We start from the raw sequence: 24,064 nt of genomic DNA on the forward strand, positions 1-24,064 counted from the left end.
TCTCCTTTATTAAGAATGATTACCTCCCGTAAAACTTAACTTTGAGTTCATTTAACTGTTATGGAATTTAAAGATCAGGTGGTAGCTGCGTACCAGGCAATTCAGGATGAAATTTGTGAAGGGATGGTACTTACAGATGGAAAGGGAAAGTTTGAGGAGGAGCAGTGGACAAGGGAAGGCGGTGGCGGCGGCAGAACACGTATTATGCAGAACGGTGATGTAATTGAAAAGGGCGGTGTTAATTTCTCTGCCGTGCACGGAAAGCTACCCGAGGCAGTCAAAAAAGCATTCAAGGTAGACAGTGATGATTTTTTTGCAACTGGTGTTTCTATTGTGATGCATCCGAAAAATCCATTTGTGCCGATTATTCATATGAATATCAGGTATTTTGAGATGGATGAGCAAACACGCTGGTTTGGGGGCGGGATTGATCTTACACCTCATTATGTGGTAGATACTGACGTGAGGTACTTTCACCACCTGCTAAAGCAAACTTGTGATGAGTTTGATGGCTCATTTTATGCTAAGTTTAAACAACAGGCAGACGATTATTTTTTTATAAAACACAGGAATGAAACCAGGGGAGTTGGCGGCATTTTTTATGATCGTTTGAAACCTGAAAGTACCGGACTTTCCTTTGAGCAGATCCTTGATTTCTCTGTGGCAGTTGGCAATACGTTCTTACCCGCGTATACAGAATTGATTGATCGTAATCGTGATCTGGATTATGATTCCGAACACCAGGAATGGCAATATTTACGCCGAAGCAGGTATGCTGAATTTAACCTGGTTTATGATTCGGGCACCAAATTTGGCCTGGAGACAAACGGCAGGATTGAATCCATTTTAATGAGTTTACCTCCAATGGCCAAGTGGATTTATAACCATCAGCCACTTCCTGGAACACCCGAATTTGATACCTTGAGCAAGCTTAAAACGGGCATAGATTGGGCTTAATTTTTTTCCACATTGAAGTCTATATGGGAGTTTTTTAGTAGCTTCGCAAGGTTATAGTAAAACCAAATTTAAACGTTCTTAGGGAACATTAATATTTATGGCTGAAGATTTAGAAAATCAAGAAAACGACAAAATAATTAGAATTGATATTGATGAGCAAATGAAATCCGCCTACATCGATTACTCGATGTCGGTTATCGTATCCAGGGCTTTGCCTGACGTACGGGATGGATTAAAACCGGTACACAGACGTGTACTTTATGGTATGCTTGATCTTGGGTTGAACAATAATAAACCTTATAAAAAATCTGCCCGTATCGTAGGGGAGGTGTTGGGTAAATATCACCCGCATGGTGATGCTTCAGTATACAACACAATGGTGAGGATGGCCCAGGAGTGGAGCCTTCGTTACTTAATGGTTGAAGGACAAGGAAACTTTGGCTCTATTGATGGTGACTCTCCGGCAGCAATGCGTTACACGGAAGCACGTTTTCAAAAGATTGCAGAAGACATGCTGGCGGATATCAATAAGGATACTGTTGATTTCCAATTGAACTTTGATGATTCGTTACAAGAGCCAACTGTCTTGCCTTCAAAAGTTCCTAACTTATTGATCAATGGATCCTCTGGAATTGCTGTTGGTATGGCTACTAATATGCCGCCGCACAACATCACTGAGGTAATTAACGCGACCATCGCATTCATCGAAAACAGTGAGGTTACCATTCCTGAACTCATGAAACACATTAAAGCACCTGATTTTCCGACAGGAGCTATAATATACGGCTATACTGGTGTACAGGAAGCTTTTGAAACTGGAAGGGGCCGTATTGTTATGCGTGCCAAAGCAGAAATAGAGACTCATAAGGACCGCGAAACGATCATTGTAACAGAAATTCCTTATCAGGTAAATAAAGCCATGATGATTGAGCGTACAGCTGAATTGGTTGGTGAGAAAAAACTGGAAGGTATTTCGAATATTAAGGACGAATCAAATAAAGACGGAATACGCATCGTTTATGAGATTAAAAGAGATGCAAATGCATCAATCGTACTGAATAATCTTTTTAAACAGACTGCATTACAAACTTCATTTAGTGTAAACAACATTGCTCTTGTAAAGGGTAGGCCGCAAATGCTTAACCTTAAGGATCTGATCCATTATTTTGTGGAGCACAGGCATGAAGTGGTGGTCCGCCGTACAAAGTTTGAACTTGCAGAAGCTAAGAAAAGAGCTCATATTCTTGAAGGACTATTAATTGCACTCGATCATATTGAGGAAGTAATTAAGTTGATTCGTGCATCTGAGAGTCCGGAAGAAGCCAGAACAGGCTTGATGGAGAAATTTGGCTTGAGCGATATCCAGGCAAGAGCAATTTTGGATATGACGCTTCGCAGGTTAACCGGACTGGAGCGTGATAAGATTAAGGACGAGTATGCGGAATTGATGAAAACCATAGCGTATTTACAATCAATTCTTGATGATGAAGGTTTGCGTATGCAAATCATCAAAGATGAGTTGACTGAGATGCGTGAGAAATATGGTGATGAACGCCGTACGCAAATCGTTCACTCGGCTGAAGATATGAGTATGGAAGACTTTATTGAGGATGAAGATGTGGTCATCACCATTTCTCATGAAGGTTATATCAAACGTACTCCTGCTACAGAATACCGTACCCAGGGTCGTGGAGGAAAAGGTTCTAAGGGTAGTGATTCCAGAAATGAAGATTTTATTGAGCATTTACTGATTGCTTCAAATCATAATTACATGCTTTTCTTCACAGAGGCAGGGCGTTGCTTCTGGTTAAGGGTTTACGAGATTCCGGAAGGTTCAAGATTAAGTAAGGGAAGAGCGATCCAGAACATCATCAACATTCCTAAGGAAGAAAAGATTAAGGCATTCATTAAGGTGAAGAACTTAAAGGATCAGGAATATCTGGAGAACAACTTTATTATTATGTGTACCAAGAAGGGCACAATTAAGAAGACCTCTCTTGAAGCGTATTCTAGACCACGTGTGAATGGTATCAATGCCATCAATATCAATGAAGGAGATCAGCTAATTGAGGCAAGTTTGACTACCGGATCAAGTGAAATTGTAATGGCATTGCGCTCTGGAAGAGCCATCCGTTTCAACGAATCTACAGTTAGACCAATGGGAAGAACTGCTACAGGAGTAAGAGGAGTGACCCTTGCTCATGAAAAAGATGAGGTAGTTGGCATGATTGCTGTAGAGGATTCATCAGCAACTGTACTGGTAGTTTCAGAAAAAGGTTACGGTAAACGTACTGATATAGATGATTATCGCGTTACTAACAGAGGCGGTAAAGGTGTTAAGACCATTAACATTACTGAAAAGACCGGTGATTTGGTTGCCATTAAGAACGTCACAGATGCTGATGATTTAATGATCATTAACAAGTCGGGAATAGTCATCCGGATTGTAGTAAGTGAGTTGAGAGTAATGGGAAGAGCTACTCAGGGAGTTAGGCTGATTAATTTGAAAGGCAATGACGAAATTGCTTCAGTTGCTAAAATTGAGCATGAGGATGAAGAAGTAGTGGAAGAAGTAGCTGAAGGAACTGAAAATGTGAAAGCTGTTAACGCTGAAGGTCAAGAAGGAACCGAGAATAATGACGACCAGGAGGGAACAGCCGATGCTGAGGATACAGAAGGAGAAAACAACGAACAAATATAACTGTAGAACAAATTAGAACTAAAATGAAAAAAATACTTTTAAGTATGTTATTTGCAGGTACAGCGATGCTCGCAAATGCGCAACAAACTGAAGTGGATGCTGCTAAAGAGAAATGGATTGAGTATGCCAAAACACAAAATGTTGTGGAAGTAGACACCAAAGCGCTTGGTGCTTTAGCCAGCAAAATAAAAGTTTCTGGTGAAAAGAAAAAAGAAGAAGCACCAAAGCCAAAAGCCTCACTTGCTGAGCAATTGGTTATTTTAAATGCGGGACTTGCCCATACCGACTTAGCTTTGGTTCATCCTAAGACTAAAGATAAACCTGATGTTTGGGGATGGCGTGCACTAATTTCGTCCAGAATTTGTCTGATCGATACGGTATTAGCTAATTCTATGGCTCAAGAAAAGATTGCTAATGAGGCAATTGCAAAAGCAACAGCATTAGACACAAAGAAAACGCAAACTCAAAATATTACAGATGCGCAATCTTATATTGACAACGCGGTTGCCAACAGAGGAATGATTGCTTTCCAAAAGAAAGACTACGCTACTGCTTACGAAGCTTTTAACCAGATGGTTATCAAAAATCCTAAGGATACAGCTACCTATTTTAATGCCGGTTTAAGCGCTATGCTTGCGCATAAATATCAAGAAGCTTATGATAGTTATAAGAAAGCTTTGGAAGTTGGTTACAAAGATACCTATCCTGTTTATAGTCAGTTAGTCGCAATTACTTCTACTGGTTTGAAAGACAGCGTAAAATATTTAGATGTTCTCAATGAAGCATCTGCAAAATTTCCTGATAGTTCTTTCTTCGTTAGTCGCATCACAGATTATTACATGAAAAAAGGAGATATCGTGAAGTCTCAGGAAATGCTTAATAAGCTTATTTCTCAGGATCCTAAAAACGCTATTTATCCTTACTTGCTTGGTGATACTTACTTCAAACAAGCTCTTGTTGCACAAGAGAAGAGAAATGCCATTGACCAAAAGAACAAGAAAGCTTATGATGACATGACTGCTAAGATGATGGGCTACATCGATCAAGCTTTGCCATTTTATAAAAAGGCACTTGAATTGGATCCAAAGTATGCTGATGCTGTCGACAAACTGAAATCTATCTACGGATTTAAGAGCGATACACCGAACTATGAAAAAATGAGTAAATTGTTGATTAGCTTGGAAGGCAAGTAAATCTGACACATTAGAAAGAGGGATTATTTGATAATCCCTCTTTTTTTTTAAATTTGTTATATGAAGAGATTATCCCTGTTTAGCATTATAGTTCTTTTAGCTTTAAGTTCTAATTCTGCCTTTTCTCAGAAAAGTCAGCTTCAGATTGCACGTAATAGTATAGGTAAATTACAGGCAGCCATCAGTAATAAGAAAGACGAAAAAACCCAAATGGGAATTTTAGGAGAGGGGGTAAGGGCGGCAGAGGCGGCACAGAATGATAAGAAAACAAAAAGATGGCCGGAAACCTGGGCTATCAAAGCCTATTTGAGTTCTTATATATCTATTCTTGATGCTGATGAGGGCAATTCTGACAAATATTTTGGTTTGGCAGTAGATGCAATCGATTCTGCACGAAGGCTTGACAAGTTCCAGGCGAATGCCCGGTTGATTGAAGCTTCCATCTATAACATAAATATTAAGAAACAGAACAAGGCAAATAACGCCTTCAAAAACAATGACTTCACTACATCATTCAATCTATTAAAAGAAGTTAGCGATTTCTTTCCTAAAGATACAGCACTAGCAATCAATACTGCACTTTCAGCTCAAAATATCAGGGCATTTGATAGCGCACTTATTTATTTCAAGAGAGCTAAAGATAATGGTGTTAAAGACCCGGCGATTTTTCAAACGCTTTCCAGGTTATATACTTCAAAGTTTGAGCACGAACAAGCTTTAAAAACCTTAGAAGAAGGAATTGCTTTAAATCCGTATAACACGAACCTAACTAACGATTATATTAATCTACTGTTAGACAATGAAAAATACAGTGAAGCCATCAGGGTAATTGAACAAAATTTGAAAGTCAATACCGGTAACAAACTATTGTATTTCTTGTACGGTTATTTGCACCAGAAGGCCAATACATATTCTACTGCAGAGCTTGCTTATACAAAGGCGTTGGGTATCGATGAAAATTATTTTGATGCGTTGTACCAATTGGGATTGGCTTACGTTGATTCTGCTAATGAATCTTTGAAATTGAAAACGCCAGATGGTAATCAGAAGTTTGCATCATTTATAAACCGCGCTGAAGTTACTTTGCTTCAGGCACACGAGATCAATCAGAATGATAAGTCGACGGTACAGTTGCTTATTGACATCTATACAAGAAAAAACAAACTCGATAAGGTGCAGGAGTTAAAGTCCAAACTAGAAGAGTTCTAACTAATGGGGCAGTGTAAGCTGCCCTTTTCTTTTCATTTACTAGTTAACATAATATTAATTATAGGACACTACTAAATTATCAAAATTACTAATATAACTAATTTACTTACACCGAATAATCTTTATTTAAAAATCATAAAGATAGTTATGCTAAATTTGTGATCATGTTTCATCGCCCTATAAGAAGTGTTCAGGATTTCTTACTCAGCACATATTTCGCTGACGGGTTACGCATTACTTTTGGTGTTCTTTGCCCGTCATTGATCTTGGCTCAGTTCGGATTTCTACAGTATGGAATGACGCTTTCATTGGGTGCACTTTGTGCAAGCGTAGTTGATTCTCCCGGTCCAATTGTACATCGTCGGAATGCGATGTTAATTACCACGGCGTTGATTACTATCATTTCGATTTTAGTGGGTATCACCAACAATAATGTTTATTTCATCGGAATACTGCTGGTTTTGTTCAGTTTTGCCTTTTCCATGTTTTTTGTTTACGGACTTCGTGCCGCATCAATAGGAACTGCTTCGTTACTGATTATGGTATTGAGTATTGATGACATCAGGCCGTGGAATGAGGTTTTGCTGTATGCCGGGCTAGTTTTTACAGGCAGTATTTGGTACACATTATTAAGCTACGTTTTTTATCGCCTTCGACCATTTCGTTTAGTGCAGCAAACACTAAGTGACTCGATATTTGAAATAAGTGTTTTTCTACGGGCGAAAGCGAAATTCTATCATCAGAATACCGATTACGATAAAAATTACGCGGAACTCCTCCAGCTTCAAGTCCTCGTACACGAAAAGCAAGATGCGGTAAGGGAAATTTTATTCAGAACCAGGGAAATTGTTCGTGAATCTACACCGGAAGGCCGTTTTTTGCTACTGGTATTTGTGGATATGGTTGATCTTTTTGAACAAGTTATGTCTACTTATTTCAATTATAAGCAGTTACATGAGCAATTTGACCAGTCGGGAATACTGTCGCATTATGAAATAGTGATCATCAGAATTGCCGATGAACTAGAGGAGATTTCTTTTGCCTTGAAAACGGGGCGTACCCCTATCCTACCTGTAAGTTTGACTGGAGATGTAGCGAAGTTAAAAGCTGAAATTCTTGAGCTGGAAAAAGGTAACAATGGTAATTACAGCACTCTTGGTATCATAGCACTAAAAAACATTGAGGTAAATATTGAGAATATCCTATCAAGGATCAAGACTGTAAACGGTTATTTTAACGAATCTGAAAAGAAGAACTTAATTCCTCGTAAAATTGATGTGGATCGCTTCGTAACACGTCAAAGTTTAGATCCGTCAGAGTTTTTTGAAAACCTCACCTTTGGCTCCTCAATTTTTAGGCACTCGCTACGGGTAGCTATTGTGATGCTGATAGGCTTTTTGGTGTCAAAGTCTCTCGCATTTTCCCATAGCTACTGGATACTATTGACAATACTCGTGATTTCAAAACCTGGTTTCAGTTTAACTAAGCAGAGAAATTATCAGCGACTGATAGGCACCGTCGTGGGTGCCTTGATTGGAATGGGTATTTTGATGTATATTCATGATAAACACGTGCTCTTTGTAATTCTCTTGATCTGTATGGTAGGTTGCTACAGTTTTCAACGTAAGAATTACGTAGTCAGTGTTTTATTTATGACTCCATATATTCTGGTACTTTTCGATTTCTTAGGGATGGGGGGATTGTCCGTTGCAAAAGAACGTATTTACGATACCCTGATCGGGTCAGGCATCGCACTAGTTGCCAGTTATTCCCTTTTTCCCAGTTGGGAATATGAAAAACTCAAGGAAGGTATGATAGATATATTAAAGGCCAATCTCAAATATTTTGAAGAGGTTACACTTTTTTATACAGGAGAAATCAACGACCTGACCAATTACAAGGTGGCCAGGAAAGAAGTTTACGTGATGACCGCCAATCTGGCATCACTATTTCAAAGAATGTTTTCTGAGCCAAAAAGCAAACAGATCATGATTAAGGAGTTGCATCAGTTTACCGCATTAAATCATTTGCTTTCTTCCTATATCGCCACGCTGTCGTTGTATAGCAAGGATCATTCTTTTACATTTAGTAAATTTGAAGAATTGAAACCTATAGTTCAAAATACGACCTATCTACTTACACTAGCCTCAGAAAATTTGTTAAAAAACAACAGCGAACCAAGTAATGTACCGCTCGTTAATGCCAGGTTAAATGAGGCCGATCAACCATTGGGTGAAATGGAAATATCTCAGCAATTTGAGCTTATTCAAAAAGTGGCTTACGATATCTATAAGCTTTCCGAAAAAGTTACTTTTTAGAGCTATACCTCTGCTTCTTGGTTGATCAACGTGTTTGCCGGTCTGCCATTCTTGAAGGCATCACGCGTTTTCAAGCCAAGCAATTCGAACATCGCCATATCATCAACAAACGCCGGATTTGGTGTAGTCAACAATTTATCACCGGCAAATATAGAGCTTGCACCAGCCATAAAACAAAAAGCCTGCTCTAAAGTACTCATCTCATTTCTTCCGGCAGAAAGACGAACGACAGAATTTGGCATTACAATTCTCGCTGTAGCGATCATTCTTACCATATCCCAAATTGGAACTCTAGGCTGATCTTCCAGCGGAGTACCCTTAACAGGAACCAATGCATTCACCGGAACAGATTCAGGATGAACCTCCATGTTCGCCAATGTCTGTAACATAGCCACGCGGTCTTCCGTAGTTTCACCAAGGCCGATAATTCCGCCGCTACAAACTGTCAGTTTTGCTTTACGAACATTCTTTATCGTATTTAAACGATCATCGTAGGTACGGGTGGAGATAATGCGCTTGTAGTCTTCCTCAGACGTGTCAATATTGTGGTTGTAAGCGTATAAACCAGCATCTGCCAATCGCTGTGCCTGATTTTCAGTAAGCATACCTAATGTACAACATACTTCCATGTCCATATCATTTACCGCTTTGACCATCTCAATAACGCGGTCAAAATCCCGGTTATCCCTTACCTCTCTCCATGCAGCGCCCATACACAAACGAGAGGCACCTCCCTCCTTCGCTTTAACTGCAGCACTTACTACCTGGCCCAATTGCATAAGAGGTTGTACTTGTAAATCAGTATGATAACGGGCGGCTTGCGGACAATAAGAGCAATCTTCAGCGCAACCACCTGTTTTTATGGAGATTAGTGAACTAACCTGGACTTCATTATAATCTTTATTTTCTCTATGTATACTCGCCGCTTCGTAGACAAGGTCGAGAAATGGCTTATGGTAGATACTTGAAATTTCTTCTTTGGTCCAGTTGTGTTTAGTTAGTTGCATATGTAAAAGTTTAAAGTAAAAGTTTGCTGGCTAAGCCCAATAAAAGCAAAAATCCGAAAACGTCTGTAAATGTTGTAATAATTATTGAAGAAGCAATGGCCGGATCTATTCCTACTCGCTTTAAAATTAGAGGAATTCCGGAACCAGTTACGCCTGCGATTAGCAAATTGCCTGTCATAGACAGAAATATAACAAGTCCTAACATCGGACTTGAGTCAAAAAAGTACGCAAAAATAAATACGATTGCACCTGTAACCGCACCATTGATCGTGCCTACTGTAAATTCTTTAAGAATAGTCCTGTATGCTTGATTGTCGGTTAGGTCGTTAAGCGAAATCCTTCTAACAGTTACTGCCAATGCCTGTGTTGCGGCATTACCACCCATCCCGGCTATAATAACCATGTATGCAGATAGCAACGGGAAAAGTTTTATGGTAGGATCGAAATGACGAATAACAGCAGATGCAAGAAATGCAGTTCCTAAATTCACGATCAACCAGGGCAATCTCGACTTAACAGCCTCTATCCAGTTACCGCTCAATTCCTCATCCTCTGAAACCCCAGATATCTTCAAAATATCTTCCGTGTTCTCGTCTTCAAGTACATCGATGACATCATCAAAAGTAACCCTTCCAAGGAGCTTATGATCTTTATCTAAAACAGGTATACTGGTAATGTTATATTGAGAAATCAATCTGGCCACTTCCTCCTGGTCAGTATCCGGGTAAACCCAGGCAACCTCAGCTTTAACCAGCTCAGTAATTTCTGCGTTCCCCTTTGCTTTGATGATGTCTTTTAAAGAAACAATTCCTTGAAAGACGTTTTGATCATCAATTACAAAAATGGTGTAAAACTCTTCTATTTCCTCGCTCTGGCGAATGATCTCGTCTATTGCATCTTTTTTTGTCAGCTTCAGATTAATCCTGATGAACTCGGTGTTCATCAATCCACCGGCCGTTTCTTCGTCGTAGCTTAACAGGTTACGGATGCTGCTGGCATCATCCTCATTCAGGTCTTCCAGGATTTCCTGTTGTTCCTGCTCGTCCAACTGAGAGATGATATCAGTAGCATCATCATAATCCAGCTCTTCTACAATCTCCGTACGCTTGTCGGGATGAAGCTGCAATAAGAGTTCTTCCGGGTGAGACTCTTCGTGCATTTCTGAGATCACTTCAGAAGCTAACTCAATAGAGAGTAAATTTATGATCCTTTGCCTGTCGTCAGGCGGTATGCTCTCAAAAAGTATCGCAATTTCAGATGCATGATACTCCCCAAGAATAACCTGAAGTTGCTCATCATCACCACTTAAGGCTTGCTTTATCTTAGAAACATCTGTTTTGTCTAGATCAAAGGATTGCATACAACGCTAAAGGTAAGAATAATCGTACCTATTTAAACCATCCTTTGCGCCAGAAATATATGATTTGTGCCACTGCAATGCCGCCCATAACGATCATCGTGTATAAATAGCCATGTGGACTATACAGTTCAGGCATGTTTTGGGGAAGTATTTTTCCCGTTACCGGATCTTCCCTTGAAAAATTCATTCCATAGATTCCGGCAATAAATGTAAGTGGAATAAAAATAGATGAAATGATGGTCAATACTTTCATAATTTCATTCATCCTGTTGCTGATCACTGAAAGGTACATATCTATATTACTTATAGCTATTTCCTTTAAGGATTCTACAATATCAATAATTTGTATACAGTGGTCATAAGCATCTTTGATATACATTTTAGTCTGTTCGCTAATCAGCGGACTATCCGATCGTAAAATATCGTTAAGTTTATCTCGTTCAGGCCAGACTACCCTCCTAATGCTTATTAAATGACGTTTAATGACCTGTGTATCGTACATAATGGTTTTATCCGGCCTGTCAAACAGCCTGTCCTCAATGGCATCGAGATCTTCTCCCCACTGCTGTAAAATTGTGAAATAAGTATCCACAATGATATCCATAAGCGCATACATCAAATAACTGGATCCGGCTGTACGGATGTTGCCCTTGCCTGCTTTAAGCCGGCTTCGTACGGGTTCCAGGCAATCTTCATATCCTTCCTGAAAGGTGATAATTGTATTTTTGGTCAGGATAAACGACACCTGTGCGTTATCCAAATCCCTGCTTTTATCGAAATCAAGCATCCGGCTGATGGCAAAAACATACCCTTCGTACTCTTCCAGTTTTGGTCGCTGATAGGTGCGCGTAATGTCTTCCAGTACCAATTTATTGATGTTAAAATCTACGTTTAGCGATTCAAACAACTCAGCCGATCCAAAGCCTTTGATCTCTATCCAAAAGGTGTATGATTGATCTGTAATAATTGCTTTCGCCTTTTTGATATGATCAACATCTATAATATCGTAGCTATCTGCACTGTAGCGATATATCTTGATGACCGGCTTGAGGGCGTGCTCATCGATGTACACCAAACCCGGACTGGAACCAGCCTCTGGTAGCGCATACCGCTTCTGATGTTTGCGTTTTTTTGTATTAGCCATTTAAAGGAAAGATCTTGACTGCGGACCCTGATTAAATAACAAGTCTGCCATACTAAGGTTTGGAATAAAACCATGCCTATCATCGAACACTTGGAAATATGGCTTTGCGTCACTTACATCCGCACGGTTTCTGACAGTCATTTTAGTTCTTAAATCAACCATAGGAGCAGGATTTTTAAAATACTCGTCAGAAAACTTAAATTCGGCCGTTTTCTTTAGCTGTTTAAACAGCCAGGCCAAAATATCCAGATTAAGATCTAACAGATAGGTATAGTTTTGGTTATAGAACTGAGCAAATTCATCTTCATAATATTCAAAATATGCGGAATTTCTATAGCAACTCTCCAGGCTTTTCCAATGCAGACGTTGCCAATTAAACTCATTACTTATTTTTACGTCTTTTATAACTGTGTGGACATTAGCCCCCTTAACAACTGGCACGATAAGGTCGAGAATCCCATTGGGAGAATAAACGGAGGCTCGATTTCTATAAGTCTGTTTCGGGAAATGCTCATATTGCTCCAGAACAAAATTGAAATCAACTTCCTTTAGCTTAGAAAAATAACTCACAGGCGGGATATAAAAAATTGGGAATATAGCTGAACTTTCCATCTGATAAATTATGTTTGCATTCTCAACCCGCAAAATAATGATAAAAAAAAGCATTTCTTATATAGGAATTTCTTTTTTAAACCTTTTGTCCAGATTGCCGCTCTCCTTTCTACATGCAATTGCCTGGGTAGGTTATTTTCTACTGTATTATGTTTTGCGTTATCGCCGGAAGGTGGTTAATGATAATTTAAAGAATTCATTTCCTGGAAAATCAGTAGCAGAGATCAAATCGATAGAGAAAAAATATTTCAAATACCTTGCTGACTTAATCTTTGAAGTGGTGAAACTCTCCAGTATTTCCAACGAAGAACTGTTGAAAAGGGTAAAGTTTAACAATTTAGAGCTTGTTGAAAACTACATAAACCGCGGTGAAAGCATTTTAGCCTGTACAGGCCATTATGGAAACTGGGAATTGGGGATGCTTGCATTGGGAATCAGAATCCCTGCGACAGCATATGTTATTTACAAACCTTTGTCAAGCCCTATTTTTGATGCCTGGTTTTACCGCATCCGCACCAGGACTGCCAACTTGTTTATACCCATGCGGCAAACGCTCAGATCAGTTGCAGCCACCAGGAACCAAACCACTATGTTCTGCTTCGCAGGAGATCAAACTCCAGTCAAAGATGAAGCCAGGGTTTGGATCGATTTTCTTCACCAGCCAACCGCTGTGCTCACTGGTATTGAGAAAATAGCCATGCAAACCAACAGACCGGTAATATATTTTAATATGCAGCTGGTTAAACGTGGTTATTACGAAGTAGACTGCTATCTTATGGCCGAAAAACCAAGGGAACTTGAGGAATGGGAACTAACGAAACGAAATTTCAGTAAGCTGGAACAAATAATTAACGAGGAACCAGCATATTGGCTTTGGAGTCATAAGCGGTGGAAACATAAACCAGAAAATACATAATGAGTGCACCGAGTGTAGCGGTAGTGATTTTGAATTGGAACGGAAGGTCGCTGCTTGAGCAGTTTCTTCCTAGTGTTTCACTTTCTGTATATGAAAATTTACAATTGATAGTGGGCGACAATGCTTCTACGGATGGATCGGTAGATTTTATCAAAACCCATTATCCGGCAATTACCATTATTGAAAACGATCAGAATTATGGTTTTGCTGAAGGTTACCGCAGGATCCTCGAGAAAGTTGAAGCAGACTACTATGTGCTGCTAAACTCAGATGTAGAAGTTCCAAGAAACTGGATATCACCGGTAATCAAACAAATGGAACTTGATCCGCAAATTGCTGCAGCACAACCCAAAATAAAGTGGCAAAAGCAAAAAGATGCTTTTGAATATGCAGGTGCAGCAGGCGGTTACCTGGACCTGCATGGCTATCCCTTTTGCAGGGGCCGGATCTTTGATACGGTTGAAAATGACCATGGTCAGTATGACGATGCCATGGAGATATTCTGGGCTAGCGGTGCTGCTCTTTTTATTAAAGCTGAAAGGTGGAGAGAAACAGGTGGCTTAGATCCGGACTTCTTCGCCCACATGGAAGAAATAGACCTTTGCTGGCGGTTAAAAAATCTTGGTTATAAAATAGTATACTGTCCGGATGCCGAAGTTTATCATCTTGGCGGCGGCACATTGAGTTCTAATAATCCTTATAAGACCTATTTAAATTTCAGGAACAATTTGATCATCCTACAGAAAAACCTTCCCTTACAGGACGCTTATTTCAGAATTTTTGTACGGTTCTTTATGGACTTCATTGCCTGGCTGCATTTCATTGCAGAAGGCAAAATAGATTTCGCAATGGCGATAACTAAAGCCCACGTTTATTTTTTCAAACATTTTTGGCACAATGCCAATAAGAGGGCTAAACAACAAATACCTTATTTAAAACATAAGGGTGTGTTTTCTTCCAGTATAGTTTATGCGTATTTTATCAGCAAGATCAAGTACTTTAGCAACCTTAAGAACCTGTAGTTTGCAATAAGCTCTCTATTGCTAAACGGTAACCATCCATGCCAAAGCCCGTTAATACACCTTTGCAGTTTTTTCCGGTTAAGGAAACATGCCTGAATTCTTCTCTTGCGTATATATTTGAAATGTGAACTTCAATCACTGGAGTTTTAATTGCGGCAATTGCATCTGCAATTGCTACAGACGTGTGGGTATAGCCACCAGCATTGATGACAATGCCGTCATACTCAAATCCAACTTCATGGAGCTTGTTAATCAGCTCACCTTCAACATTACTCTGAAAGTATTCAATATCGAGGATAGCATACATACTACGCAAAGTACCCAGATACGCTTCGAAGCTTTGATTTCCATAGATGCCAGGCTCGCGTAAGCCGAGAAGGTTCAGGTTTGGTCCGTTAATAATTTGTATCTTCATCAACTCAAACTTAGAGTTAAAATATTAAAGTAGAAAATTTTTTGTGTGATCGATAAGAGCTATATTAAATCATTTAGGGTATATCTAAAACTGGAACGTTCCCTTTCTGCTAATTCCGTTACTGCGTACCTCGGCGACATCAATAAATTTGAACAATATTTGGCTGCAGCAAACCCAACAAGAAAGATTCAGGAAATCGATGTTTCGGACCTCAAATCTTTCATTACCTGGATCAATGAATTGGGCATGTTGCCAGTAACACAAGCCCGGGTAATATCAGGATTAAAATCTTTTTTTGGATTTCTATTATTGGAAAACCTGATCACTGTTGATCCAACCGCGCAGTTGGAATCTCCACGATTATCCCGAAAACTTCCGGACACCTTAAATATATATGAAATCGATTCTTTAATAGCAGCGATTGATGCATCCAGACCTGAGGGTATGCGTGCTAAGGCGCTGCTAGAAGTACTATATGGATGCGGGTTAAGGGTTACGGAACTGATCACTTTAAAAATCTCAGATATTTCCTGGCAAAATGAGTTTATCAAAGTAGTTGGAAAGGGCAATAAAGAACGACTCGTGCCAATTGGCAGCAGCGCGCTACATTTTATTAAAATTTACCTGGAAGAGGTAAGGGTTCACATTGTGATTAAAAAAGGTTACGAAGATTTTCTTTTTTTAAACAGGTCTGGCAGCGGCTTGTCTAGAATTACGGTATTCAAAATGATTAAAGAACTCGCGCTCAAAGCGGGAATAAAAAAAAGCATTAGTCCACATACTTTCCGCCATTCTTTTGCTACCCACCTGATTGAAGGCGGGGCAGATTTGCGCGCGGTACAGGAAATGCTCGGCCATTCTAGCATTACCACAACTGAAATCTACACACACATAGACCGCGATTACCTAAAAAGTGTAATTAAAGATTTTCACCCTAGAAGCTAGGCCAACTGACAGCAAATCATACGATCGGCGCCCTGCATATCTTTTCTTAATACGATGTTTTTAAATAGTTTACGGTTTAACATATCAACAGTTTGTATACCAAATGCACTGTTTATTTCAAAGAAAAGGAGCCCGTTAGGCTTCAATGCTGAAAGTGCGTAAGTGGCAATGGCCTCATAGAACTCAAGTGGGTTTTCATCATCAACAAATAATGCGAGGTGCGGCTCATGTGCTAAAACATTTTGGTGCATATCTGATTGCTCACGCACGGTTATATAGGGTGGATTGCTCACAATGATATCAAACTGTTCCTTGCTACTGAACCCCCGGATGTCGGCACTAATGAAATTGATGTGAACATGATTAGTTTCGGCATTAGCAATCGCAATTTCAAGGGCGCTTTCAGATACATCTAGGGCAGATACAACACTTTCCGGTAAGTTTTTTTTTAAAGATATTGCGATGCAACCGCTCCCTGTACCAATATCAAGTATTCGTGTCTGAGTTGGTTGTGTTTGCTTATCCTTCTGTAAAGAAATAATCCAGTCTACCAGTTCCTCCGTTTCAGGTCTTGGAATTAAAACTGAAGCATCTACTTTAAATTTAAGTTGGTAAAAGTCGGCTTCCCCAATTACATATTGCAAGGGAATATTCAATTTAAGCTGATTTACCATTTGCTGGAAAACGGCTACCTGTTCTGCAGGAATCTCCTCAACAGATCTGGAATAAGCTTCTGCCCTTTTCCATCCGCTGATGTGCTCGACAACGATATAAAAGATAAAAACAACTTCAGATTCAGGATAAACACCGTTTAGCTCTTCTTTGAAATGACTGAGTAAGTCCTTTAAATTCATGGTAAACAAAAGTAAGCAAATCAAACAATATACCTACTTTTGCTATGATGACGGACGAGCAATATATGCAACGGTGCCTTGAATTGGCCCAAATGGGTATGGCAAGTGTGAGCCCCAACCCAATGGTAGGATGTGTTATTGTACATGAAGATATAATTATAGGTGAAGGCTTTCACGCCCGTTTCGGAGAAGCACACGCAGAAGTTAATGCCATAAATGATGTAATCGCAAATTACGGAGCAAAAGCTGAGGATTTGCTATCAGCCGCCACAGTTTATGTAAGTCTTGAACCCTGTGCCCATTTTGGTAAAACTCCTCCCTGTGCCGATTTACTGGTTAAGCACCGCGTCAAGAAAGTAGTAATAGGCAATAAAGATCCTTTTTCTGATGTAAACGGAAAAGGAATATTAAAGTTAAAAGAGGCAGGTATAACAGTAGTTACAGGGGTACTGGAAGCTAATTGTACCCTGTTAAACAGAAGGTTTTTCACTAGAATATTAAAGCAGCGTCCTTATATTATATTGAAGTGGGCCGAAACAGCAAATGGTTATTTTGCACCAAAAAATACTGTTCAACAATGGATCAGCGGACCGCTCGCAAAAAAAATGGTGCACAAGTGGCGTACAGAGGAAGATGCCATAGTTGTTGGAAAACGTACAGCGCTGGCAGATGATCCAAGCCTAACGGCCAGAGAATGGTCTGGAAGAAACCCAATAAGGATATTAATTGATCAAAAGCTGCATGTACCAACCACATCCAATATCTTCAACTCAGCTGCAAAAACTATTGTATTTAATGAAGTTAAAACGGTGGTTACAGGAAATGTTCACTACATACAAATGGAAGATATGCAATACTATCTGCCACAAAAAATTGCCTTTCAATTGTATTTAATGGATATTCAATCGATCATCATTGAGGGGGGGGCAAATTTGCTCAAACAATTCATCGATGCAGGTTTATGGGATGAGGCAAGGGTATTTACATCTGCTAATTCCTGGGAGGAAGGATTAGTCTCACCGAGGCTCCATGGACAACTTAATGATGAATTGAGTGTAGGTAAGGATACTTTACGCATTTACGAAAACCATATCTAGCATGTTATTTTTAATCATCAGTATTATATGTAGCGTTACGGTATCCGTGATGTTAAAACTAGCAAAAAGATATAAAATAAATATTCTGGAAGCAGTAACCTGGAACTACCTGTTTGCAGTGATACTGGGTTTGTTATTTTTTAAACCTAAGGTAAACGAGCTCATTAGCTTAAAGCCTGAACCAATATATCTGGCTCTCGGCATATTACTTCCTCTGGTATTCTGGTTTCTCGCAGCCTCTGTAAAGAACATTGGAATTGTTAAGACTGATATTGCCCAGCGCCTGTCATTGGTCATTTCCCTTATCGCTGCCTATCTCATTTTTGGTGACCAATTCACGGTGATGAAAATATCAGGACTTTTCATTGGCTTCTTGTCGATCGTATTGGTCTTAAATAAACAGGCAAACAGTCAAAAAAGTAAGGGCAACTGGCTGTATCCCCTAGCGGTCTTCGTAGGATTTGGATTAATAGATATATCGTTCAAAATGGTTGCCCAATTGAAAGCCATACCTTACACCAGTTCACTTATTTACATATTTGTACTTGCATTTATAGTTTCATTATTTTCCATCCTCTACTCCTATTTCATTCACCATAAAAAGCCACAGTTCATCAATGTCATTTGCGGTTGCATCCTGGGCTTTTTTAATTTCTTTAATATACTGTTCTACCTGAAAGCGCATCAGACCATGGCAGATCACCCCTCTACCGTGTTCGCATCCATGAACCTAGGTGTGATCGTTACCGGATGCCTTGCCGGTGTACTCATTTTTAAAGAAAAACTTAGTCCTTTAAATATTGCCGGATTATTATTGGCAATTACGGCCATATCGTTGATAACCATTGCTCAGGTGTATGCTCTTTGATGATACCTATAAAACACTAACATCTGCTGCCGAGGGTTTATTTAAAGATAAGGGCAGTAAATTTATTGGCTACGCCTACCCCATCTTGGCTGAAGCAGAGGTAAAGGAATTGGTTGCTGCATTGCGTACTGAACATGCTAAGGCCAGGCATTTTTGTTGGGCATATCGATTAACTGCCGACAGAAGTATTTTTCGTATTCAGGATGATGGAGAACCTTCCGGTACCGCGGGGCGGCCAATACTAAATGCAATGCTTTCTGCGGACATCACCAACACACTAATTGTTGTTGTACGTTATTTCGGTGGTACGTTACTGGGTGTACCAGGTTTAATCAATGCATATAAGACTGCCGCAGTGGATGCCATTGCAAATGGAGACATCGTCACTAAAACCATCGACGATGTTTACGAAATTCATTTTAGCTATACAGCAATGAATGATGTGATGCGCATTATTAAAGACGAACAACCAAAACTCATCGCACAACATTTCGATAACGACTGCACCATTAAGCTGGCCACAAGACAATCGAATCTGAATATTCTTTTATCTAAACTGGGTAAAATTGATGGCCTAAAGCTGAAGTACCTGTTTACCGATCAATAAAAATTTAATAGGTTTGTTAAAACCAAATTGATATGGAGCAATACCTTTCAGAAGCCGACTTAATCATAAATCCTGACGGTAGCATCTACCATCTTAATTTGTTGCCGGAAGATGTAGCCGAAACCATCATTACTGTTGGCGATCCAGATCGGGTGACCGATGTTTCCAAATATTTTGACCGCATTGAGGTAAAAAAAGGCCGGAGAGAATTTATTACCCACACCGGTTACCTGGGCAAAAAGCGGATCACCGTTATTTCCACAGGCATTGGAACAGATAATATTGATATTGTATTTAATGAATTAGATGCGCTTGCGAATATTGATTTCGGCAAAAGGTTAATTAAACCACAGTTAACCTCCTTGAACATCATTAGGATTGGAACTTCCGGAGCGATACAGAAAGACATTCCCATGGGAACTATTTTAGCTTCTTCTTACGGACTGGGTCTGGACGCCTTGATGAGATACTATGTCCAAAACCCCAGCACAATAGAAACAGGGCTTCTGTCCGACTTTAATATTCATACTACTGGTTTAAGGAATATTGAACCTTATTTAACTGCTGCAGATCCGTATTTGCTACAGCAATTGGGTGCAGGCCTTGCCACCGGTATCACTGTTACGGCTCCTGGGTTTTATGCCCCCCAGGGTAGAAAAGTGCGCGCAGAAAATAGCATACCTGAATTGATCTCTATTTTGAACACCTTCAAATCAGGTAATGAACGGGTAACCAATCTGGAAATGGAAACTGCAGGTATTTATGCAATGGCCAGGATACTGGGACACAAAGCTTTGTCTGTTAATGCCATATTGGCTAGCCGTGTTACTTCAGAATTTTCTAATGAACCAGGTAAAATAGTGGATAAGGCAATCAAAACCATTCTGGAACGTTTGGAAAGTATTTAAACACACATTATCCAAACAAAAAGAATCCAATCTCTGTTCAATTTACAATATAAATATAAGCGATATGTTCAATTCCATAAAAGACAAACTAACATTATCATTTGTAAACACCATACTTAATTCTTACGAAACCGGGGAACTGGACACCGGCAAAAGAATCGTTTCCAGCATAGCTGGCGTTTACCTGCTACAAAAAGCAATACAAGATATACCGGAGCATCCATTCAAAGCTGTACAAAAATTTGCACTGAGTGGTTTATTGCTTTATGCGGCTGCCAGTGGATTAAATAAAAAGATCATCAAGAAACCAAAGGAATTGTCTGATGTAAGAAAAAATCAGATACAAGGTAACGATCCCGACCTTGTACCTGCTTTTGTCTAATATTTTGTGTGCTTATTTCAGCTTAGGCTTAGCAGCCATATAGAACGTTAGTTTTCCACCGCCAGTAATATCAGCATGCTTGATGGTTTGCGTATTTAAAAGCTTACCATTAAGCAATACTTTAGCCACGTATACATTTTTGTCACTCTGGTTAATAGCCTCAACCGTAAACGTTTTGCCGTTCTCCAAAGTTAGGACGGCATTCTTCACAGCCGGACTACCCAAAGAATATTCATCGGAGCCAGGAGCTACTGGATAGAAACCTAGTGTCGAGAACATATACCAGGCACTCATCTGTCCACAGTCATCATTCCCTCCCAAACCATCTGGAGTTGGCTTGTATTGCATTTTCAGAATCATCCTGACGCGCTGCTGAGTTTTCCATGGCTGACCAATCCAATTGTATAAATAAGCCACATGATGCGCAGGTTCATTACCATGCACATACCCACCAATAATACCCTCACGTGTGATGTCTTCAGTTTCTGCAAAGAACTCATCCGGAAGGTGCATGGTAAATAACGAATCCAGTCTTAAACCAACTTTCTTAGGGCCGCCCATTTTAGCAATCAGACCATTGGGATCCTGCGGTACAAAAAAACTGTAGTTCCAGGTGTTTCCCTCGATGAAGCCTTGATCGTGCGTACTCAAAGCGTCAAACTTCACTTTAAATGAACCGTCCGCCAGGCGAGGTCTCATAAATCCTGTCTTCGCATCAAAAACATTTGCCCAGTTACCAGATCTTTTAATAAAGGTGTCGTAGACATCATTTCTGCCTAATTTTTTAGCAAGCTGTGCAATACACCAATCATCATACGCATACTCCAGCACATTGGAAACTGATGTTCCGCTGCGCTCTGCAGGGATATACCCCAAATCTATATAATCTCCTATTCCTTCATAATTGCGGTGGTTAGCGGTAACAATACAAGCTTCTAACGCTGCATTCGCATCACCAGTGTACACACCTTTTATAATTGCATCCGTCAATACAGAGACGCTGTGGTAACCACTCATACACCAATTGTCGTTCGCATAATGCGACCAAATTGGCAACATTTTCAATGCACTTTGGTCGTAATGCGCCATCATTGATTTTACCATATCATTATTTCTGGAAGGCTGCATGATGTTAAAAAATGGGTGCAGCGCCCGATAGGTATCCCATAGCGAAAAAGTGGTATAATTGGTAGATCCTGAAGTCTTATGAATGCCCTGGTCTAATCCTTTGTATTCACCATTTACATCGTTATAAGTAGTTGGGTTTATAAATGCATGATACATTGCCGTGTAGAAGTTGATTTTATCGTCTTCTGAGCAATCAACCTTAATCTTTTCCAATTCCTTTTCCCATTCTGCCTGGGCTTGTTGTTTCACCTGATCAAAATCCCAGCTCTGAACTTCGGCACGCATGTTTTCAAGCGCATTCTCCTGACTCACCGGAGAGATCGCCATCTTGATTTTGATCTTTTCATTCGCTTCTGTATTAAAATCGAAGTACATGCGGAGGTTCTTTCCTGCTATTTCCGGGAAGTTTTTAGTTTGGTCAAATTTCCTCCAGAAACCTTTATATGGCTGTACACCATCGTAGTTTTTTTGTCCGTAATTTTTAAAAGCTTTGGAGAACGACATGGCGAAATAAACGGTGCGCGTACGTGCCCAGCCATTCGTTTGCCTGTATCCGGTAATCAACGTATCATTTACCACCCTAACATAAGTCCAAACGTTCTTGCCATCATAATTGTAAATACCAGACATGAGGTCGAGGATAATATGCGATTGGTCAGATTTAGGAAAAGTATATTGATGCATCCCTACCCTTTTGGTAGCCGTAAGTTCAGCAAGTATTCCGTTGTCGTCCAATTTAACTCTATAGTAACCAGCTTCTGCAGTCTCGTTAGCGTGAGAAAAAGCAGAGCGAAATCCAGATTTAGGATCACTGGCCGTTCCCGGGTTCATTTGCAAGGACCCTTGGGTAGGCATCACCAGGAAGTCGCCAAGATCAGAGTGGCCGGTTCCGCTAAAGTGTGTGTGACTGAAACCGACTATCGTCTTACCTTCATATTTATAACCTGCACAGTAATTGTACACATCCCCATTATATTTTCCACCTACCTCATATGGAATGGTATCCGTTTCCGGACTCAATTGTACTGCTCCAAAAGGTACGGTTGCACCCGGGAAGGTGTGACCCATTTTCTGGGTACCAATAATTGGCTTAACATACTTAACTAAACTCTTTTGAGCATGAACTGCCAGTCCAGGCAATAAAAGGCAATACAATAAGATCTTCTTCATTCTAAAATTTATACAGTTAACGAGGTCTCTAAGGTAAAAAATATTGCATAGACTTTTACAAGCATTTGACTACCAGATGCCATTCTCTTCGCAATTTCTGCTACTTTTGCAACTTATATATAATCACCGGGCTTTGAACCCGCGGCAGTATTAAATAATATGAGTAAAAAAGGTAGAATCCTGGTAGCCATGAGTGGCGGTGTTGACAGTTCAGTAGCAGCAGTAATGTTACACGAACAAGGTTATGAAGTGATTGGTTTAACCATGAAGACCTGGGATTATGCCACCTCAGGCAGCAGTAGTAAAGAAACCGGATGCTGCAGTTTAGACAGTATAAACGATGCGCGCACGTTGGCTGTCAACTATGGCTTCCCGCACTACATCCTTGATATAAGAGATGAATTCGGTGATTTTGTAATTGATAATTTTGTTGACGAATATCTTGCAGGCCGTACGCCCAATCCTTGTGTGTTATGTAACACCCACATCAAATGGGAAGCATTATTAAAAAGGGCCAATAAGTTAGATTGTGAATTTATTGCTACAGGGCATTATGCCAATATCAGGGTTCAGGATAGTGGCAGGTATGTCATCTCGAAAGGAAAAGACGAAAATAAAGATCAATCTTATGTGCTTTGGGGTGTATCCCAGGAAAATCTTGCACGTACCCAATTCCCGCTAGGTTCTTTTGCCAAATCCGAAATCAGGCAAATGGCTTTGGATATGGGTCAGGAAGAATTGGCAAAGAAAAGCGAAAGCTATGAAATATGCTTTGTTCCAGATAACGACTACCGGGCCTTCCTTAAACACAAAGTTGAGGATTTGGAAGAACGTGTTGCCGGTGGAAATTTTGTATTGAGCAATGGAATGATCGTTGGTCAGCACAAAGGCTATCCTTTCTATACCATCGGGCAACGTAAAGGGCTTGGTATTGCATTTGGCGAACCAATGTTTGTGTTACAGATTATGCCAGAAAGCAATACTGTTGTTTTAGGCAGGGCTGATGAATTGGAGCGTCGCGAAGCAATGGTTAGAAACATTAACCTGGTAAAATACGCTGATATTAACGAACCGATGGACAACGTGATTACCAAGATCAGGTACAAAGATGCGGGCATGTTAAGCACAATTGTTCAAGAGAAAGACAGAATGAGGGTAGTATTTGACCATGCGGTATCTGCAGTTGCCCCTGGTCAATCGGCCGTTTTCTACGAAGGAAATGACTTATTAGGTGGTGGTTTTCTTTGTTAA

At 40.0% G+C, this 24,064-nt stretch carries 21 protein-coding genes; 14 read left to right on the top strand and 7 right to left on the bottom strand.

Annotated features, from left to right (window positions below; genetic code table 11):
- Nucleotides 1-60 precede the first annotated feature (60 nt).
- The 5 genes from hemF to ACXZ1K_RS13040 all read left to right on the top strand — a co-directional run bounded on the left by hemF (nt 61) and on the right by ACXZ1K_RS13040 (nt 8,378).
- Nucleotides 61-957, top strand: coding sequence for an oxygen-dependent coproporphyrinogen oxidase (gene hemF, locus ACXZ1K_RS13020; protein WP_458970099.1), 897 nt, complete (start codon nt 61-63; stop codon nt 955-957).
- A gap of 97 nt (nt 958-1,054) precedes the next feature.
- Entirely contained in the window at nt 1,055-3,658 is a 2,604-nt protein-coding gene (gene gyrA / locus ACXZ1K_RS13025; RefSeq protein WP_458970100.1) for a DNA gyrase subunit A, read from the top strand.
- A gap of 23 nt (nt 3,659-3,681) precedes the next feature.
- Nucleotides 3,682-4,851 carry a tetratricopeptide repeat protein gene (locus ACXZ1K_RS13030; RefSeq protein WP_458970101.1) on the top strand — a complete coding sequence of 390 codons (1,170 nt, stop codon included), beginning with the start codon at nt 3,682-3,684 and terminating at the stop codon, nt 4,849-4,851.
- A gap of 60 nt (nt 4,852-4,911) precedes the next feature.
- Nucleotides 4,912-6,060, top strand: a complete 1,149-nt coding sequence (locus ACXZ1K_RS13035) for a tetratricopeptide repeat protein (RefSeq protein ID WP_458970102.1) — start codon at nt 4,912-4,914, stop codon at nt 6,058-6,060.
- Nucleotides 6,061-6,224: 164 nt separating this feature from the next.
- Nucleotides 6,225-8,378, top strand: a complete 2,154-nt coding sequence (locus ACXZ1K_RS13040) for an FUSC family protein (RefSeq protein WP_458970103.1) — start codon at nt 6,225-6,227, stop codon at nt 8,376-8,378.
- A gap of 2 nt (nt 8,379-8,380) precedes the next feature.
- Here the strand turns inward: ACXZ1K_RS13040 and bioB are convergent, their stop codons facing one another.
- Genes bioB through ACXZ1K_RS13060 form a run of 4 tightly spaced genes read right to left on the bottom strand, consistent with a single transcriptional unit; the run spans nt 8,381 to nt 12,501 of the window.
- Nucleotides 8,381-9,385, bottom strand: a complete 1,005-nt coding sequence (bioB, locus tag ACXZ1K_RS13045; protein WP_458970104.1) for a biotin synthase BioB — start codon at nt 9,383-9,385, stop codon at nt 8,381-8,383.
- Nucleotides 9,386-9,395: 10 nt separating this feature from the next.
- A complete protein-coding gene (gene mgtE, locus ACXZ1K_RS13050; protein ID WP_458970105.1) occupies nt 9,396-10,745 on the bottom strand; it encodes a magnesium transporter in 1,350 nt (449 codons plus the stop codon).
- Nucleotides 10,746-10,773: 28 nt separating this feature from the next.
- Nucleotides 10,774-11,889, bottom strand: a complete 1,116-nt coding sequence (corA, locus tag ACXZ1K_RS13055; protein WP_458970106.1) for a magnesium/cobalt transporter CorA — start codon at nt 11,887-11,889, stop codon at nt 10,774-10,776.
- Nucleotides 11,890-12,501: a WbqC family protein gene (locus tag ACXZ1K_RS13060; protein WP_458970107.1), complete on the bottom strand. Its 612-nt coding sequence runs from the start codon at nt 12,499-12,501 to the stop codon at nt 11,890-11,892.
- 37 nt (nt 12,502-12,538) lie between these two features.
- Here ACXZ1K_RS13060 and ACXZ1K_RS13065 point away from each other — a divergent pair, with 37 nt between their 5' ends.
- Entirely contained in the window at nt 12,539-13,417 is an 879-nt protein-coding gene (locus ACXZ1K_RS13065) for a lysophospholipid acyltransferase family protein (RefSeq protein WP_458970108.1), read from the top strand.
- On the top strand, nt 13,417-14,439 hold the full coding sequence (locus ACXZ1K_RS13070; protein WP_458970109.1) for a glycosyltransferase family 2 protein: 1,023 nt from the start codon (nt 13,417-13,419) through the stop codon (nt 14,437-14,439). Before ACXZ1K_RS13065 ends, ACXZ1K_RS13070 begins: the two co-directional genes overlap by 1 nt.
- Here the strand turns inward: ACXZ1K_RS13070 and aroQ are convergent.
- Nucleotides 14,426-14,854 (bottom strand): type II 3-dehydroquinate dehydratase, encoded by a 429-nt coding sequence (aroQ, locus tag ACXZ1K_RS13075; RefSeq protein WP_458970110.1) that lies wholly within the window; start codon nt 14,852-14,854, stop codon nt 14,426-14,428. The two genes, ACXZ1K_RS13070 and aroQ, sit on opposite strands and share 14 nt — an antisense overlap.
- A gap of 45 nt (nt 14,855-14,899) precedes the next feature.
- Between aroQ and xerD the strand changes: the two genes are divergently transcribed.
- The gene (xerD, locus tag ACXZ1K_RS13080) at nt 14,900-15,799 is read left to right on the top strand and encodes a site-specific tyrosine recombinase XerD (protein WP_458970111.1); all 900 of its coding nucleotides are present in this window, start codon (nt 14,900-14,902) and stop codon (nt 15,797-15,799) included.
- Here xerD and prmC read toward each other — a convergent pair.
- Entirely contained in the window at nt 15,796-16,653 is an 858-nt protein-coding gene (prmC, locus tag ACXZ1K_RS13085) for a peptide chain release factor N(5)-glutamine methyltransferase (RefSeq protein ID WP_458970112.1), read from the bottom strand. The genes xerD and prmC overlap by 4 nt on opposite strands.
- 44 nt (nt 16,654-16,697) lie before the next feature.
- Here prmC and ribD point away from each other — a divergent pair, with 44 nt between their 5' ends.
- The 5 genes from ribD (at nt 16,698) to ACXZ1K_RS13110 (ending at nt 20,515) form a co-directional block, all read left to right on the top strand.
- Nucleotides 16,698-17,750 carry a bifunctional diaminohydroxyphosphoribosylaminopyrimidine deaminase/5-amino-6-(5-phosphoribosylamino)uracil reductase RibD gene (ribD, locus tag ACXZ1K_RS13090; protein WP_458970113.1) on the top strand — a complete coding sequence of 351 codons (1,053 nt, stop codon included), beginning with the start codon at nt 16,698-16,700 and terminating at the stop codon, nt 17,748-17,750.
- A gap of 1 nt (nt 17,751) precedes the next feature.
- Nucleotides 17,752-18,618, top strand: a complete 867-nt coding sequence (locus ACXZ1K_RS13095; protein ID WP_458970114.1) for an EamA family transporter — start codon at nt 17,752-17,754, stop codon at nt 18,616-18,618.
- Nucleotides 18,608-19,225, top strand: coding sequence for an IMPACT family protein (locus tag ACXZ1K_RS13100; protein WP_458970115.1), 618 nt, complete (start codon nt 18,608-18,610; stop codon nt 19,223-19,225). The genes ACXZ1K_RS13095 and ACXZ1K_RS13100 overlap by 11 nt, the downstream gene beginning before the upstream one ends.
- A gap of 32 nt (nt 19,226-19,257) precedes the next feature.
- Complete coding sequence (locus ACXZ1K_RS13105) at nt 19,258-20,133, top strand: nucleoside phosphorylase (protein ID WP_458970116.1); 876 nt, start codon at nt 19,258-19,260, stop codon at nt 20,131-20,133.
- A 64-nt stretch (nt 20,134-20,197) separates the two neighbouring features.
- The gene (locus tag ACXZ1K_RS13110) at nt 20,198-20,515 is read left to right on the top strand and encodes a hypothetical protein (RefSeq protein ID WP_458970117.1); all 318 of its coding nucleotides are present in this window, start codon (nt 20,198-20,200) and stop codon (nt 20,513-20,515) included.
- A 12-nt stretch (nt 20,516-20,527) separates the two neighbouring features.
- On the opposite strand, the gene ACXZ1K_RS13115 is transcribed toward ACXZ1K_RS13110, so the two are convergent.
- On the bottom strand, nt 20,528-22,813 hold the full coding sequence (locus ACXZ1K_RS13115; protein ID WP_458970118.1) for a GH92 family glycosyl hydrolase: 2,286 nt from the start codon (nt 22,811-22,813) through the stop codon (nt 20,528-20,530).
- Nucleotides 22,814-22,972: 159 nt separating this feature from the next.
- Between ACXZ1K_RS13115 and mnmA the strand changes: the two genes are divergently transcribed.
- Complete coding sequence (gene mnmA, locus ACXZ1K_RS13120) at nt 22,973-24,064, top strand: tRNA 2-thiouridine(34) synthase MnmA (RefSeq protein WP_458970119.1); 1,092 nt, start codon at nt 22,973-22,975, stop codon at nt 24,062-24,064.

The organism is Pedobacter jaeyakensis (genome assembly GCF_054461315.1).

Excerpts from the sequence above, each read along its gene's own strand:
- hemF (WP_458970099.1), top strand. The coding sequence starts at position 61 with ATGGAATTTAAAGATCAGGTGGTAGCTGCGTACCAGGCAATTCAGGAT.
- gyrA (WP_458970100.1), top strand. The coding sequence starts at position 1,055 with ATGGCTGAAGATTTAGAAAATCAAGAAAACGACAAAATAATTAGAATT.
- ACXZ1K_RS13030 (WP_458970101.1), top strand. The coding sequence starts at position 3,682 with ATGAAAAAAATACTTTTAAGTATGTTATTTGCAGGTACAGCGATGCTC.
- ACXZ1K_RS13035 (WP_458970102.1), top strand. The coding sequence starts at position 4,912 with ATGAAGAGATTATCCCTGTTTAGCATTATAGTTCTTTTAGCTTTAAGT.
- ACXZ1K_RS13040 (WP_458970103.1), top strand. The coding sequence starts at position 6,225 with ATGTTTCATCGCCCTATAAGAAGTGTTCAGGATTTCTTACTCAGCACA.
- bioB (WP_458970104.1), bottom strand. The coding sequence starts at position 9,385 with ATGCAACTAACTAAACACAACTGGACCAAAGAAGAAATTTCAAGTATC.
- mgtE (WP_458970105.1), bottom strand. The coding sequence starts at position 10,745 with ATGCAATCCTTTGATCTAGACAAAACAGATGTTTCTAAGATAAAGCAA.
- corA (WP_458970106.1), bottom strand. The coding sequence starts at position 11,889 with ATGGCTAATACAAAAAAACGCAAACATCAGAAGCGGTATGCGCTACCA.
- ACXZ1K_RS13060 (WP_458970107.1), bottom strand. The coding sequence starts at position 12,501 with ATGGAAAGTTCAGCTATATTCCCAATTTTTTATATCCCGCCTGTGAGT.
- ACXZ1K_RS13065 (WP_458970108.1), top strand. The coding sequence starts at position 12,539 with ATGATAAAAAAAAGCATTTCTTATATAGGAATTTCTTTTTTAAACCTT.
- ACXZ1K_RS13070 (WP_458970109.1), top strand. The coding sequence starts at position 13,417 with ATGAGTGCACCGAGTGTAGCGGTAGTGATTTTGAATTGGAACGGAAGG.
- aroQ (WP_458970110.1), bottom strand. The coding sequence starts at position 14,854 with ATGAAGATACAAATTATTAACGGACCAAACCTGAACCTTCTCGGCTTA.
- prmC (WP_458970112.1), bottom strand. The coding sequence starts at position 16,653 with ATGAATTTAAAGGACTTACTCAGTCATTTCAAAGAAGAGCTAAACGGT.
- ribD (WP_458970113.1), top strand. The coding sequence starts at position 16,698 with ATGATGACGGACGAGCAATATATGCAACGGTGCCTTGAATTGGCCCAA.
- ACXZ1K_RS13095 (WP_458970114.1), top strand. The coding sequence starts at position 17,752 with ATGTTATTTTTAATCATCAGTATTATATGTAGCGTTACGGTATCCGTG.
- ACXZ1K_RS13100 (WP_458970115.1), top strand. The coding sequence starts at position 18,608 with ATGCTCTTTGATGATACCTATAAAACACTAACATCTGCTGCCGAGGGT.
- ACXZ1K_RS13105 (WP_458970116.1), top strand. The coding sequence starts at position 19,258 with ATGGAGCAATACCTTTCAGAAGCCGACTTAATCATAAATCCTGACGGT.
- ACXZ1K_RS13110 (WP_458970117.1), top strand. The coding sequence starts at position 20,198 with ATGTTCAATTCCATAAAAGACAAACTAACATTATCATTTGTAAACACC.
- ACXZ1K_RS13115 (WP_458970118.1), bottom strand. The coding sequence starts at position 22,813 with ATGAAGAAGATCTTATTGTATTGCCTTTTATTGCCTGGACTGGCAGTT.
- mnmA (WP_458970119.1), top strand. The coding sequence starts at position 22,973 with ATGAGTAAAAAAGGTAGAATCCTGGTAGCCATGAGTGGCGGTGTTGAC.